This window comes from Altericroceibacterium endophyticum, assembly GCF_009827595.1.
GTDB classification, from domain to species: Bacteria; Pseudomonadota; Alphaproteobacteria; order Sphingomonadales; family Sphingomonadaceae; genus Altericroceibacterium; species Altericroceibacterium endophyticum.
Window position 1 is genome coordinate 659,555 of the sequence record NZ_WTYT01000001.1, and the last position, 14,111, is coordinate 673,665.

The following is a 14,111-nucleotide window of genomic DNA, read 5'->3' on the forward strand; positions in this document are numbered from 1 at the left end:
AGGCCCGGATTAAACTTTGGTGCGCCCTCCGGCTGATCAGCCCGCCGGAGCCTTTACACCCTTCCCGCTACTGCGGAAACGCACCAGACTGCATATCGCCGACACCAGCGCCAGCGCGCCGGAAACGGCCAATGGCCATGCGCCAACGCCCAGCCCGCTGCTGAGTAGGATACCCACGACCACTGCGGCCATCGTCTGGCCAAGCAGGCGCGACGTGGAAAGAAGCCCCCCGGCCGCAGCCGCTCGGTCTTTGGGAGCGCGGCCAATCAACAACCGCGAATTGGGTGCGAAGAACAATCCAAAACCCACCGCGGCCAAGGCCAGTCGCCATGCTATAGCGAAGGCACTGACCTGCCCCGGCAACATCGCCAGCAAGGCGAGCGCGACCACCGCAACAGCCATACCGGTCACGCCCAGCTTGGTCGGCGCGATACGGTCTGACAGCCACCCAGCCAGCGGAGCGATGAACAGCATCGTCAGCGGAAAGGGCAGCAACAACAGCCCTACTTGATCCGGTGAATAGCCCATGGTCTGTTCCAGCCGGAATGGCAGCGCGAGCATTAACGCACCTGACGATATGAAACACGTCACTGCCGCCAAAGCGGATAGGCCGATGGCTGGCATCCGCATGATATCGACAGGGACCACAGGGTTTTCCCGCTCATTCTCGCGCCGAACCAACAATACAGCCGATACGACACCCATCCCGACCGCGACGACCCCCAACCAGACATTGTCCGCATGGGCGCCCAGCTGCAAACCGCCGATGATCAGCAACATGGTGACCGCGCTCCACAAGCCGCTGACCCATTCAGGGTTAAGCGGGCGCCGAACCGGTTCCGGTAAAAAGCGGCCAAGGATAAGCGAAATAACGGCGAGCGGTGCCGCCGCCACGAACACCCAATGCCACGCAATATGGGCCACGATATAACCGCCCAATGTGGGGGCCAGAGCGGCAGAACTGGCGACGATAACGCTGTTGATACCCAGCCCGCTGCCCAGATTTTTGGCAGGATATATCTGCCGCAACATGGCGGAGGACACCGACAGAGCCATGCCGGCGCCCAGCGCCTGCGCCGCTCTTAACACCAGCAAGACCGGCAAATTGGTGGCGAAAAGACACAGTGCAGAGGCCACCAGAAACACGGCCTGACCAATTTGATAAAGCCGCCGGTGTCCGATCCTGTCGCCAATACTCGCGAAAGGCAGCAAGACCATCACCAGCACCAGCTGATAAACGGTCACGACATTGGTGATGACGCCATCACTGACATTCAGTTCACGCGCGATGGTGGGCAAGGCGACATTCGCGATCGCCCCGTCGAGCACCAGCAGTGCCGTGCCGAAAGAGATGCCGATAATGGCCCAGATCCGCCGGGGCATCGGCAAACCGTCCTGCTCCATGGCCTGATTGAACGCGGCATTGCGCTCCTCCGCCCGGTTTACGGGCGTCGCGGCCATATCACTATCGCTCTCATTTTGCGTCTGCAGCATCGGCGGAATTTGAGTATGCTCTTACTCAAATTCAAGCTTCCCCGGTGTCTTTTGCAGCTGCCTTTTTCGACGTTGTCTTCTTGGCTGGCGCTTTCTTTGCAGCCGGCTTCTTGGCCGCAGCCTTCTTAGCAGGCGCTTTTTTTGCGGGCGCCTTCTTTGCCGGAGCCTTCTTCTTGGCTGCAGCTTTCTTCTTTTTCGGCGGCCCCTTCGCAGCCCGTTCGTCAATCAACCGGATCGCGTCTTCCTCGGTCACATCCTCTGGCTTCATATCCTTGGGGATGGTGGCGTTGGTCGTGCCGTCGGTGACATAGGGGCCATATCGGCCGGGTAGTACCTTCATCTCGCCCCCACTTTTGGGGTGTTCCTTGAAGGTCTTGATCGGTTCAGCTTTCGCACGGCTACCCCGGCCACCGCGCTGGGCGGCCTCGGCCAGCATGGTAACAGCGGCATTCATGCCCGTGTCAAACACCTCGCTGGTGGAAGACAGCTTGGCATATTTGCCCTCATGTTTGAGGTAAGGCCCATAGCGGCCGATCGCCGATATGATCGGTTCCCCGGTCTCCGGATGCTTGCCGATTTCACGCGGAAGGTCGAGCAGCTTCACCGCCCATTCCAGACCGAAATCGTCGATATCCTTGGGGATGGAAGCGCGCTTGGCTTCCTTGCCCTCACCCATTTGCACATAGGGGCCAAACCGGCCCGTCTTGCGCTCGATCTCCAGACCGGTTTCGGGATGCTTGCCCAATGCGCCTTCTTCACCGGTTTCCTGCTGTCCGCCCGGCTGGGCAAAGGGTCTGGTATATTTGCATTCCGGATAATTATTGCAGGCGACAAAAGCACCATAGCGGCCCCCGCGCAAAGCGAGCCGTCCGTCGGCACAATTAGGGCAGGCGCGCGGATCGCTGCCATCTGCCTGGGGCGGGAAGAGGAAATCAGACAGGAATTCGTCCAGCACTTCGGTCACTTCCGAAGGCTTACGCTCCATAACTTCATCCGACTTCGGCTTGAAATCGCGCCAGAAACTTTCGAGCAGCTTCTTCCATTCCGCCCGGCCGCCGGAGACATCGTCCAGCTCGTCTTCCATGTCGGCTGTGAAATCATACGCCACATAATGGCCGAAAAACCGTTCCAGAAACGCCGTCAGCAAGCGTCCGCTTTCTTCAGCGAAGAAGCGGTTCTTTTCGGTGCGAACATAGTTGCGGTCTTTGAGAACCTGAAGCGTAGAAGCATAGGTAGAGGGACGACCAATACCGAGTTCCTCCAGCCGTTTTACCAGGCTCGCTTCTGAAAAACGGGGCGGCGGCTGCGTAAAGTGCTGCGTCGACAGAACTTCCTTCTTCGCCGGACTGTCCCCCTGCTGCATCACAGGCAGCAGGCCGGATTCATCGTCATCATCCTTGCTGTCACGCCCTTCCTCATAAACCGCGAGGAAACCGGAGAATTTGACGACCTGTCCGGTGGCGCGCAATTCATGGCGCCCCGTCGGATCACGCATGGTCACCGTCGTACGCTCCAGATTGGCGGCCGCCATCTGGCTTGCCATCGCGCGCTTGAAGATCAGATCATAAAGCCGCGCCGCATCCGCACTGCCAGCGCGATCGCGCGTGAAATCGGTCGGTCGGATCGCCTCATGGGCTTCCTGCGCGTTCTTCGCCTTGGTCGAATAATGACGCGGCTTTTCAGGCAGATAATGCCCGTCATACCGGTCTGCGATGGCCTTGCGAGCGGCAGAAATGGCACTGCCATCCATTTGCACACCATCGGTACGCATATAAGTGATTGCGCCGTCTTCATACAGACCCTGCGCCAGACGCATTGTATGGCTGGCAGCGAAACCCAGTTTGCGGGCGGCTTCCTGCTGCAAAGTGGACGTCGTGAATGGGGGCGCGGGGTGACGCTTGAGCGGCTTTGTTTCGACATTCTCGATCGTGAAGCGCGAATCTTCGACCGCCTTCTTGGCGGCATCGGCCATGCCCTTTTCGCCAATCGACAGCCGCTCCAGCTTTTCACCGTCAAAACGGACCAGACGCGCATCGAATTCGGTCCCGTCCTGCTCCATCCGGGCCAGAACCTGCCAATATTCCTGCGGCTGAAAGGCCTCGATCTCACGCTCACGGTCAACAATGATACGCAGCGCGACGGACTGAACACGGCCCGCGCTTTTTGCGCCGGGCAGCTTGCGCCACAGGACCGGCGACAGCGTGAAACCAAACAGATAGTCCAGCGCGCGCCGGGCGAGATAGGCGTCAATCAAATCGTGATCGAGCTGACGCGGCGCCTTCATCGCATCTGTCACCGCTTTTTTGGTGATGGCGTTAAAGGTGACGCGGTCCACCTCGGCCGGCAAGACGCGCCGCTTCTTCAGCAATTCCAGCACATGCCACGAAATAGCCTCCCCTTCGCGATCAGGGTCAGTCGCGAGAACGAGACGATCAGCACCTTTCGCCGCATCCGCAATCGCTTTGATACGGCTTTGCTTGTCCTTGTAAGGCTCCCAATCCATCGCGAAATCTTCATCCGGCCTGACCGAACCGTCTTTTGGCGGAAGATCGCGGACATGGCCGTAGGATGCGAGGACGGTGAAATCCTTACCCAGATATTTCTCGATGGTTTTCGCCTTGGCCGGCGATTCGACGATAACAAGCTGCATTGCGGTGTGTGAACTTTCTTACGCGTATATGTGCGCACGAGGGTGGGTTCCCCCATGCAGATTCGTCAAGCGCCCTTTATTGGCAATTCGATCAGCCGAAAACATCCTGCAGTTCAGCGCTGTCATCGCTAACCATGAGATAGACTGCCGCGGCATAACCGAGCGAGATCGCGCTGATCGCCACCTCGAAGAAAGCCGATATGATTCCTCCGACCCATGGATTCAACGCCCAGAAGATCAGACTGCCTACCCCGAATATGGCCAAAAGCCCAAAGACCAGGACGAGGCCAGAAAAGAAGATCGCCCAGCCATGCCCCCTCGTTGCGGCCCAACTTGCCGAGAAACTCTCCGTGATCGAGTGTTTTCCCGTAACCACAAAGCCGGGTGCCGCAGTCCAACGGACGAGCAGGAAAAGGCCCGGAATAACCAGTAGCAAGGAGCCCAAAGCGATCCCGATAATGGAGAGAAAATAGAGGCCGCAAAACTGCCAGAAGCGATTGCTGCCATCGCCACCAATTCGACGCGAGGCAACGAAATGGCGGATCAGCAGATATGTTGCGACTAGCGACAAGGCGACATTGCCGATTTCAAACAGCATGCTCATCACAGGTTCGCCCGGCGTGTACGAAACACCGTAATTGAACGAGCCTGCCACACTCTCGGTAAAGCCAGCGATGACTCCAAGTGCGCTGTATGCGCCAAGAATCAGTATGAAGAACCCCACTTCACGCAAATTTTGCGCTACCAAAGAGGAGGTTTCATTCAGAATGCCGCCAAAACTCACTTTTTTTGTCATTTCCCGCCTCTCATTTCGCAAGGGATACTTTGCCGCCCGCATGGCGCACAAGCAATCCCGCAATCTCTAATTCCAGCAATGCGAGCTGGATGGCCGCCACATTCTCACCGCTTTGGCGGATCAGTTCATCAACCGCGATGGGCGCCTGAGTGAGCAATCCGGCTATATCCGCGCTTTCAGCGGTATCTTCCGCTGCTTCTTCAAAATTATAATTCTGCTGCGATGTAACATCGTGAAAACTGGACCGCGGTGCGCCTTCGAAACCGCTTAGGAGTTCCAACACGTCGTCGGCTGATTGCACCAGAATTGCGCCATCACGGATCAACTGATTGCACCCCTGACTGCGTGCATCCAGCGGCGATCCGGGGATTGCCATAATTTCCCGCCCCGCTTCTCCCGCAAGCCGCGCCGTGATCAGCGACCCGGAACGCGGTGCGGCCTCCACCACCAATGTGCCAGCTGCCAGACCAGCTATGATGCGGTTACGGCTCGGAAAATGGCTGCCACGTGGCTCGGTTCCCGGCGGTTGTTCCGCCAGCAGCAATCCGCCTTCCGCAATTTGCTCTTGCAATTCAGCATGTTGCGTAGGGTATGCAATGTCGATTCCACTGGCGATGACGCCGATCGTCGCAGGCAACGCGCCCTGATGGGCAGCGCCATCAATTCCACGCGCCAGGCCCGACACCACCACATGTCCTGCATCCGAGATCGAATGGGCAAATTCGCGCGCCAGCTTGATCGCGGCGGCCGAGGCATTACGCGCCCCGACCACAGCCACACAGGGCTTTGCAGCCAGAGCCATATCGCCGCGATAGAGCAGGATTGGCGGCGCCCCCTCTATCTGTGCCAGCAATTCAGGATAATCAGGCGCGTCATGAAACAGATATCGCGCACCTGCCCGTTTTGCGGCCTGAACCTCCTGCTCAATGCGCGCAACAGAAGCCGCGCGATAAGGCTTGCCGCCACGCCGCGCGAGATCGGGCAGTGCCTCTATCGCCGCATGCGCCGTGCCAAAACGCCCGAGCAATTTCTGGTAGCTGACCGGGCCAATATTCGGTGATCGCAAGAGCCGAATGCGCGCAAAGGCCTCCTGCTGATCAAGGCTCATTTTGCTGACCCTATTCTGGGTTCCGTCCCTGCTTTCAACCGGCTGATATTCGCGCGGTGAAGCACCAGAATAAGCGCCGCGATCGCAATCAGAAACGGCAGCAGATCCCAGCGTTGCAGCGCAATCGCCATCACCGGTGCGGCAATCGCCGCACTCATCCCGGCAAGTGAACTGATGCGGGTGAAATAAAGCAGTCCGATCCAGATAGCGGCATAGGCAAGGCCGAAAGGCCAACCAAGGCCGAAGCATACACCCGCAGTGGTGGCCACGCCCTTGCCGCCCCGGAACTTCAACCAGACAGGGAAACAGTGCCCGATGACCGCACCCAATGCAGCGAAACCGGCGGTTTGCGGAAACAATATCCATGCCAGATAGACCGGCAGCCAGCCCTTGAGCAGATCCAGCAACAATGTCGCTGCGGCCAGTTTCTTGCTCCCGGTGCGCAGCACATTGGTGGCGCCAATATTGCCGCTGCCAATCTGTCGCACATCGCCCTTGCCCGCAGCAAAGGCGAGCAGGAGGCCAAAGGGAATCGATCCCAGCACATATCCCAGCAAACCGGCCAGGAGGGCATCCAGCCCATTCATCATCGCATCCCCCAATCACAAATCAGACACGGCATAGCTATACCGGCCCCTCTCCATAGCGCGTCACTTGCAATTCCGCAGGGGTAAAATATGCCGAAATGGATATGAACACAGATCCCTCTTCGCCGTTGCTGTTATTCGATTCGGGTGTGGGCGGCCTGTCCGTCCTTGCTGAAATCCGCAGGTTGATGCCGGATGCGCCGGTCATTTACGCGGCGGACACTGCCGCATTGCCCTATGGCGAGAAGACCGAGGAACAGATCGCCGCGCGCGTCCCGGCACTGCTGGGCAGACTGGTGGAACGCTATCGTCCCAGATTGATCACCATCGCCTGCAACACCGCATCCACCATCGCCTTGCCTGCCGTGCGTGAAGCTCTGGATCTGCCCATTGTGGGCACCGTGCCGGCGATTAAACCCGCTGCCGCGCTCACCCGTGCCGGCGCAATCGGATTGCTCGGCACAGCGGCGACTATCCGCCAAGCCTATGTCGACAATCTTGAGCACGAATTCGCGCAAGGCAAACAGCTTATCCGCTACGCCGCCCCCGCCCTTGTCGCAGCCGCCGAAGCAAAACTGCGCGGGGAGACACCCGATCCTGCGATCTTCGCAGAAGCGGCACAGGGGCTGCGCGATAGGGCCGGCAATCATGAAATTGATACCGTCGTCTTGGCTTGCACGCATTTCCCATTGGTCGAAGCCGAACTCGGTCACGCTCTTGGACAAAATGTCCAGTTCGTCCATGGCGCCGCGGGCATCGCGCGGCGTGTGGCGCATCTGACGAAAGGGCAGGAATTCCTCAGAAAGTCACCGGATTCTGCGCTTTTCACGGGCAAGGAAGAGGATGTAGACGACTTGCTGCCAGCACTGCGGCAGTACGGCATCGATCACATTGATCGCATTTAATGCGAACCTCTCGCAAACTCTTGACTTTTAACCCGCTGTCGATGCGCGTAAGGCCCAGCTAAACCTTGCCGTAGGGGGATAACTGGCCCCCACAAAGCGGCGCAGCACGGACCGGTTGTTTTGAACTACGACCAAATATTCGACCAAGCGATTGACCGCCTCCATTCGGAGGGGCGTTACCGCGTGTTCATCGACATATTGCGCAATAAGGGTGCCTATCCCAATGCGCGGTGTTTCGCCGGCCATAACGGCCCGAAACCGATCACCGTCTGGTGTTCCAACGATTACCTCGCCATGGGGCAGCACCCCAAGGTGATTGGTGCGATGGAAGAGGCACTGCACGATGTTGGTGCCGGTTCCGGCGGCACGCGCAATATCGGCGGCAACACCCATTATCACATCCAGCTGGAGCAGGAACTGGCGGATCTCCATGACAAGGAATCCGCGCTGCTGTTTACGAGCGGATATGTGTCGAATGATGCGACGCTGTCCACGCTGGCCAAATTGCTGCCCGGCTGCATCATCTTTTCGGATGAACTGAACCACGCCAGCATGATCGCCGGGATTCGTAACTCCGGCTGTGAAAAGCGGGTGTTCCGTCACAATGACGTGGAGCATCTGGAAGAGCTTCTGGCTGCTGAAAGCCCCGATGTTCCCAAGCTGATCGCCTTTGAAAGCGTCTATTCGATGGATGGCGACGTTGCTCCTATCCATGCGATTTGCGATCTGGCCGAAAAGTACAACGCGCTCACCTATCTTGATGAGGTTCACGCGGTTGGCATGTATGGTGCGCGCGGTGGCGGCATCTCCGAACGCGATGATGCGGCGCACAGACTCAACCTGATTGAAGGTACGCTGGGCAAGGCGTTTGGCGTGATGGGCGGTTATGTCGCTGCCGATAAGAAGATCATCGATGTGATCCGTTCCTATGCCCCCGGCTTTATCTTCACGACCTCGCTCAGCCCCGTTCTGGTGGCAGGCGTTCTGGCATCTGTCCGCCATCTGAAATCCTGCTCTGAAGAACGCGACGCGCAACAAGCCAGCGCCGCCAGACTGAAAGCGATGATGCGCGAAGCCGGACTGCCGGTGATGGATTCCACCACCCATATCGTGCCTTTGATGGTGGGCGATCCGGTGAAGGCCAAGCGAATCAGCGATATTCTGCTGGCCGAATATGGTGCCTATGTGCAGCCTATCAATTTCCCCACCGTGCCGCGCGGTACGGAGCGGCTCCGCTTCACCCCCGGCCCTGCTCATACGGAAGAAATGATGCAGGAACTCACCAATGCTCTGGTTGAGGTGTGGGACCGGCTGGAAATTAAGCTGGCCGCCTGACGATAGCCCGCTCTTCATGAATTAATAGAAAGCCCCCGCAGCCTTCCGCTTCGGGGGCTTTTCCTTGCTCCGGTAAATTATATTGCGCACAATATATTGGCAGGCGAAACAGATCGCCACTTGGTGCGTATTAGCTGTGAAAGCAGGAGAGACTGATGAGCGAGACTATCACCCGTATCGATGAGAATTTCTGGAATATACGCGGCAAATTCAAGATTGCCGGAATGCTCGATGTCGGAACGCAGGCCTCTCTCATCCGCCTGCCTAGCGGTAAATTTCTCTTCCTCGATTCCTACAGCCTGACACCGGATATGCAGCGGGAAATCTATTCGCTGACCGAGGGCGGAAAAGCGGTGGAGGCCATTCTCAACCTGCATCCTTTCCACACGCTGCATTGCGATACGATGGCAGCCATGTTCCCGCAGGCGAAGCTTTATGGCTCCGCACGGCACAAGCGCAAATGCCCCGACCTGAAATGGGAAACGCCTCATGTGGAATCGCAGGAAGTCTGCGATCTGTATGGGGATGTGCTGGACTTTACCCTGCCGCGCGGTGTGGATTACATCTCCGATGACGAGAATGTGCATTTTTCGTCGCTGATGGCCTATCACAAACCGTCGCGTACCATTCACGTGGATGACACGCTGACCTATTTTGATCTGCCCAAACCGATCAGCCTGATACTGCCCTCACCCAAAATCGGCTTCCACCCCACTTTGGCAAAAGCGCTGGAGCAACGTCCCGGTGCCGCGCGTGACTTCCTGAACTGGGCCCAGGATATGGCCAAATCCTGGCATGATGCGACCACCATCTGCGCGGCCCATTCCGGCATTGCGAAAATCGAACCGGAGTCGTTCCCGCAGAAGATTTCCGAAGCGCTGGAGAAATTGCAAGGCAAGCTGGAAAAGCATCGCGCCAAATTTGGCTGACGCTATGTCAGATTAAATCCTGCATCCATGTCGAATTGCGTTACGGTCAGACGTCTTTAGGTTGAATTGGTGGCAACAGGGCCATCACTTCAATGGAGTGACTGACATGAAATACGCCCTTCTGATCCATGAAGACCATGCAGCCTATCAGAGCGAAAATGACCTGCATGCCGTGATGGAACAGCATGCCCGGCTTGTCGAAAGCCTGGGCGACACGCTGCTCGCCGCAGAGGGACTGCGCGATCAGAGCACCACCACGACATTGCGCCGTGATGGGGACACGGTCGATTTCCATGATGGCCCCTTTGCCGAAGCACGCGAGCAATTGGGCGGGATCTACATCATTGAGGTGGAAAGCCTCGATGAGGCCATGGATGTCGCGCGACAAATTCCGATGATCAGCAAGGGCGCTGTCGAAATCAGGCCTTGCGAGAGTGAAGGCTAAAACCCCGGAGGTGGCACCGCAGGCAGGCATGATGACAAGCAGTCTGGCCGACACGCTCAATCGTCGGCGGTTCGAATTGCTGGCAGCCCTGTCGGCGCGGTTTCGCGATATCGATCTCGCTGAAGAGGCGCTTTCCGAGGCATGTCTGCGGGCCGTTTCTCAGCCACAACCGCCTTCTGACTGGGCCGCCTGGCTCTATCGCACGGCGGTTCACGCAGCCATTGATCAATTACGGCGCCGCCAGCATGCCCGCCGGCACGCGGAGCAGGAGCAGCAACTCAGAGCGGAAAGTGCTGATATGGCTGACAGCACAATTCCCGACCGCCGGCTGGCGTTGATCTTTGCCTGCGGCCATCCGGCCATTGACGCCACCAGTCGTGCTGCCTTGATGCTCTCCGTCGTTTGCGGTCTGACCGCTGCGCAAATTGCTACGGCATTCCTGATCCCTGCCTCGACTATCGCACAGCGTCTGACCCGCGCGAAGCGCAAGCTTAGCGGCGCTGGCATAATATTCGAGATTCCGGGGCAGAAATTCTGGCCTGAACGGTTGAACGCGGTGCTGTCGACTCTTGAAGTGGCCTATATCCGATCAACCCCCGGAGTGCCGGCCTCAGAAGCCGGTCCCATACACGCCAATCAGATTATCGAACTGGCCGATCTGGTGAGCACCCTCCTGCCAGAGGAATCTGATGCCCATGCAGTGAGTGCGACACTCAATTTCTCGGAAGCCAGACGCAGAGCAAAAGCTGATTGCCACGGGAATATGGTCCCACTGGACCAGCAGGCACCCGAAGATTGGGATCAGGGCCTGATCGCTGTAGCGCGCCGCAAACTTGAACGCGCTGAACGGATCAGTCGCACCCCGGCTGCAAAGGCACCAACAGCCCGGCACCCTTCTCCGCGTCTCATCAAGGCGCAGCTGCAACGTTGCTGGTGCGAGCGCCTTTCGCTGCATGCCCCAGCCCCGTGGGAAGCCGTGCTGCAGCTCTATGATCAATTGGTGGCGATAGAGGACAGCCCCTTTACGCGGCTGAACCGTGCCGTGGCTCTTGGTGAAGTAGAGGGTGCCGCTGCTGCACTGTCAGAGCTGAACCAGCTCTCTGCAGACAGGATGAGCCAGTTTGCGCCCTATCACGCTGTGCATGCGGCCATGCTGGCCAAAACGGGGGAAACGTCTCAGGCGATCGCAGCCTATGACAGGGCAATCACTCTGACGGAAGATCAGACCGAGCGCAGCTTCCTTGAAAAGCAGCGCTCGGAACTCGATCGTTAACGCAGGCTCACCACATTGTCGCTTTCGCGCGGATCCGGCCGATCACCGCGATAAAGGCTTGCCATCGGCTCATTGGCGACATTGATACATTCAGCAGCGCCAAAGCCATTAAAGGCTGTCTTCATCGCCGCGCCATAGGCGCCGAGCATACCGACTTCGATATAATCGCCGGCCTGAATGTCAGCCGGAAGCATGAAAGGACCTTTCATGAAATCGGCATCGTCACATGTCGGCCCGTAAAACGAGAATTCTTCCAACGCTTCGGTCAGATCATCTTCCAGCGCTTCCACCGGAAAACGCCATGCAACATGCGCTGCATCGAACAAGGCACCATAGGCACCATCATTGATATACAGCTCATCGCCGCGGCGCTTTTCAACCTTGACGATCAGCGAGCTATATTCCGCGCACAGCGCACGGCCCGGCTCGCACCACAGCTCAGCCGAATAGGAAATCGGCAGATTTTCGAAATGGCGGTGAATGATGCCGAAATAATCTTCCAGTGGCGGCGGCTCCATCCCCGGATAGGAACTGGGGAACCCGCCCCCGACATCCACGATGTCGACAGTCACGGCAGCTTCGGCAATCGCCGCACGTACCCGCTCCAATGCCTGAACATAGGCGAACGGGGTCATCGCCTGACTGCCGACGTGGAAGCAGATACCGAGCGCGTCACAATGCTGGCGCGTTGCCTGCAGAAGCGGTGCGGCATCGGCAAGATCGATCCCGAATTTCGACGCCAGCGAGAGCTCGGAATAATCGGAGGATACACGCAGTCGCACCAGCAGGTTCAGATCATCGGCCTGCGTGCCATCATCGGCGGTGGTCGCTTCGACAATCTTCTCCAGCTCTTCCATCGTGTCGAGGCTGAAGGTTGTGACGCCATGCTGGTGATAGGCTTCGGCAATGGCGCGTTTGGTCTTCACCGGATGCATGAAGCACAAGGTTGCCTCTGGCAAAACAGAGCGCACCATGCGCACTTCAGCAATCGAAGCGACATCATAATGCGTCACGCCAGAATCCCACAGGATTCGCACGAGATCAGGTGAAGGGTTCGCCTTCACTGCATACAGCGATTTTCCGGGAAATTTCTGCGCGAAGAACCGAGCCGCCCGAGCCGCCGCATGCGGGCGATTCAGGATGACGGGTTCATCCGGCGAAAGATCGCGAACTACAGCCGAGGCGTTAGGGTAAATGTGCAATTCAAGGGACCCCCAAACGGTTAGTTTCACACATAAGGCTGCCTTGCGGTTAGGAAGTCCCCTTGGGGCAGCAGAGGGCGCGCATATAAGCCTCATGTTTGGACATGCAAGGAGAAATTGCCTGATACCACCAGACTATCTCCGCGCGCGGTTTCCTGATTTACGCGCGATCAGGAGAGGCGGTTCCGAAAATCCTGATATGTAAAGTTTCGGATCTGCTCCAGAAAGTCGGTTTCGCTGTCCCACAGCCAGATCGACGGCAGTGGTACACCATTGAAACTGTTGGTTTTTACCATGGAGTAATGCGCCTGATCCAGAAAGGCGATCCGTTCCCCCGGTTTGCATTCAACCGGCAGCCGATAATCGCCGATCACATCACCGGCGAGGCAGGATGGCCCGCCGAGGCGTACTGGTTCACCAGCGCCATCTTCATCCTCATGCAGCATCGCCGGACGATAGGGCGCCTCAATCACATCGGGCATGTGGCAGGTTGCAGAAATATCGGTGATGGCGAGCGGCATTCCGTTATAGTGGGAATCAAGCACCGTGCCCGCCAGAATGCCGGCATCCAGCGCCACGGCTTCACCCGGCTCCATATAGATTTCTGCACCGGTACGTTCCTGCAAGTCGATGAGGAATTCGACCAGTTCATCGCGCTGATAATCATCGCGGGTGATATGATGCCCCCCGCCCAGATTAATCCAGCGCAGATGGCCGAAATACGGCTCTATATAGGGCTCCAACGCTTCCCATGTTCGCACCAGCGGTTCAAAATCCTGCTCACACAATGTGTGCAGATGAATCCCCTGCACCATTTCGAGATGCTCATCCTCCAGCTGATCGACCGGAAAGCCGAGCCGCGAATATGGCGCGCAGGGATCATAGCGCGGGACTTCGCCTTCAGCATGGAGCGGATTGAGGCGCAGACCGACATCGAAATCCATACCCTGCGTCCGAGCATGGGCAATGACTTGAGAACAGCGTTCAATCTGGCCCGGCGTGTTAAAAATCACATGGTCCGATATCCGGCAGATTTCCTCCAGCTCATCGGGCTTATAGGCGGCGCAGAATGTCGCGATTTCACCGTCATAATGCTCGGATGCCAGCATGGCTTCCCAAAGGCCGGATGCGCAGACACCGTCGAGATATTCGCCGATAACCGGCGCCACCGACCACATGGAAAAGGCCTTGAGCGCAGACAGGATCTTGATGCCTGACCGGTCCCGAACATCTGCAAGTATGCGCAGATTGTCGCGTAATTTCGCAGCATCGACCACAAAGGCGGGACTATCCACCCGATTGAGATCGAACTGAGCGAATGCTCCCGGGTCACCGGCTTTTGTTTCCATCATGCTTCCTGCGCGTTTAGAGGAATTATTCGCCGCCA

The 14,111-nt window shown here is 57.8% G+C and carries 12 protein-coding genes; 5 read left to right on the forward strand and 7 right to left on the reverse strand.

The genetic code is table 11. The features are described 5' to 3' along the window. Nucleotides 1–36 precede the first annotated feature (36 nt). The 5 genes from GRI91_RS03235 to plsY form a co-directional block, all read right to left on the reverse strand. Complete coding sequence (locus tag GRI91_RS03235) at nucleotides 37–1,461, reverse strand: MFS transporter (protein ID WP_237437609.1); 1,425 nt, start codon at nucleotides 1,459–1,461, stop codon at nucleotides 37–39. Nucleotides 1,462–1,525: 64 nt separating this feature from the next. Further along, nucleotides 1,526–4,144: a type I DNA topoisomerase gene (gene topA / locus GRI91_RS03240; RefSeq protein WP_160735156.1), complete on the reverse strand. Its 2,619-nt coding sequence runs from the start codon at nucleotides 4,142–4,144 to the stop codon at nucleotides 1,526–1,528. A gap of 91 nt (nucleotides 4,145–4,235) precedes the next feature. Continuing rightward, entirely contained in the window at nucleotides 4,236–4,940 is a 705-nt protein-coding gene (locus GRI91_RS03245; RefSeq protein ID WP_160735157.1) for a hypothetical protein, read from the reverse strand. A 10-nt stretch (nucleotides 4,941–4,950) separates the two neighbouring features. After that, a complete protein-coding gene (gene dprA, locus GRI91_RS03250; RefSeq protein WP_160735158.1) occupies nucleotides 4,951–6,048 on the reverse strand; it encodes a DNA-processing protein DprA in 1,098 nt (365 codons plus the stop codon). Continuing rightward, nucleotides 6,045–6,635, reverse strand: a complete 591-nt coding sequence (plsY, locus tag GRI91_RS03255; protein ID WP_160735365.1) for a glycerol-3-phosphate 1-O-acyltransferase PlsY — start codon at nucleotides 6,633–6,635, stop codon at nucleotides 6,045–6,047. Before plsY ends, dprA begins: the two co-directional genes overlap by 4 nt. A 104-nt stretch (nucleotides 6,636–6,739) precedes the next feature. Between plsY and murI the strand changes: the two genes are divergently transcribed. From murI to GRI91_RS03280, 5 genes are all read left to right on the forward strand, one after another. After that, the gene (gene murI / locus GRI91_RS03260) at nucleotides 6,740–7,540 is read left to right on the forward strand and encodes a glutamate racemase (protein WP_160735366.1); all 801 of its coding nucleotides are present in this window, start codon (nucleotides 6,740–6,742) and stop codon (nucleotides 7,538–7,540) included. A 120-nt stretch (nucleotides 7,541–7,660) separates the two neighbouring features. Next, nucleotides 7,661–8,875 (forward strand): 5-aminolevulinate synthase, encoded by a 1,215-nt coding sequence (hemA, locus tag GRI91_RS03265; RefSeq protein ID WP_160735159.1) that lies wholly within the window; start codon nucleotides 7,661–7,663, stop codon nucleotides 8,873–8,875. 155 nt (nucleotides 8,876–9,030) lie between these two features. Continuing rightward, on the forward strand, nucleotides 9,031–9,804 hold the full coding sequence (locus GRI91_RS03270; RefSeq protein ID WP_160735160.1) for a hypothetical protein: 774 nt from the start codon (nucleotides 9,031–9,033) through the stop codon (nucleotides 9,802–9,804). A 106-nt stretch (nucleotides 9,805–9,910) separates the two neighbouring features. Beyond that, nucleotides 9,911–10,249 carry a YciI family protein gene (locus tag GRI91_RS03275; RefSeq protein WP_160735161.1) on the forward strand — a complete coding sequence of 113 codons (339 nt, stop codon included), beginning with the start codon at nucleotides 9,911–9,913 and terminating at the stop codon, nucleotides 10,247–10,249. 28 nt (nucleotides 10,250–10,277) lie between these two features. After that, the gene (locus GRI91_RS03280) at nucleotides 10,278–11,522 is read left to right on the forward strand and encodes an RNA polymerase sigma factor (protein ID WP_160735162.1); all 1,245 of its coding nucleotides are present in this window, start codon (nucleotides 10,278–10,280) and stop codon (nucleotides 11,520–11,522) included. On the opposite strand, the gene GRI91_RS03285 is transcribed toward GRI91_RS03280, so the two are convergent. Both GRI91_RS03285 and GRI91_RS03290 read right to left on the reverse strand, forming a co-directional pair. Next, nucleotides 11,519–12,724 (reverse strand): type III PLP-dependent enzyme, encoded by a 1,206-nt coding sequence (locus GRI91_RS03285; protein WP_160735163.1) that lies wholly within the window; start codon nucleotides 12,722–12,724, stop codon nucleotides 11,519–11,521. The genes GRI91_RS03280 and GRI91_RS03285 overlap by 4 nt on opposite strands. A gap of 170 nt (nucleotides 12,725–12,894) precedes the next feature. Beyond that, nucleotides 12,895–14,073 (reverse strand): carboxynorspermidine decarboxylase, encoded by a 1,179-nt coding sequence (locus GRI91_RS03290; protein ID WP_160735367.1) that lies wholly within the window; start codon nucleotides 14,071–14,073, stop codon nucleotides 12,895–12,897. Nucleotides 14,074–14,111 lie beyond the last annotated feature (38 nt).

Coding starts and splice junctions, on each gene's coding strand:
- plsY (WP_160735365.1), bottom strand. CDS start 6,635: ATGAATGGGCTGGATGCCCTCCTGGCCGGTTTGCTGGGATATGTGCTG.
- murI (WP_160735366.1), top strand. CDS start 6,740: ATGAACACAGATCCCTCTTCGCCGTTGCTGTTATTCGATTCGGGTGTG.
- GRI91_RS03270 (WP_160735160.1), top strand. CDS start 9,031: ATGAGCGAGACTATCACCCGTATCGATGAGAATTTCTGGAATATACGC.
- topA (WP_160735156.1), bottom strand. CDS start 4,144: ATGCAGCTTGTTATCGTCGAATCGCCGGCCAAGGCGAAAACCATCGAG.
- GRI91_RS03275 (WP_160735161.1), top strand. CDS start 9,911: ATGAAATACGCCCTTCTGATCCATGAAGACCATGCAGCCTATCAGAGC.
- GRI91_RS03235 (WP_237437609.1), bottom strand. CDS start 1,461: ATGGCCGCGACGCCCGTAAACCGGGCGGAGGAGCGCAATGCCGCGTTC.
- GRI91_RS03290 (WP_160735367.1), bottom strand. CDS start 14,073: ATGGAAACAAAAGCCGGTGACCCGGGAGCATTCGCTCAGTTCGATCTC.
- dprA (WP_160735158.1), bottom strand. CDS start 6,048: ATGAGCCTTGATCAGCAGGAGGCCTTTGCGCGCATTCGGCTCTTGCGA.
- GRI91_RS03245 (WP_160735157.1), bottom strand. CDS start 4,940: ATGACAAAAAAAGTGAGTTTTGGCGGCATTCTGAATGAAACCTCCTCT.
- GRI91_RS03280 (WP_160735162.1), top strand. CDS start 10,278: ATGATGACAAGCAGTCTGGCCGACACGCTCAATCGTCGGCGGTTCGAA.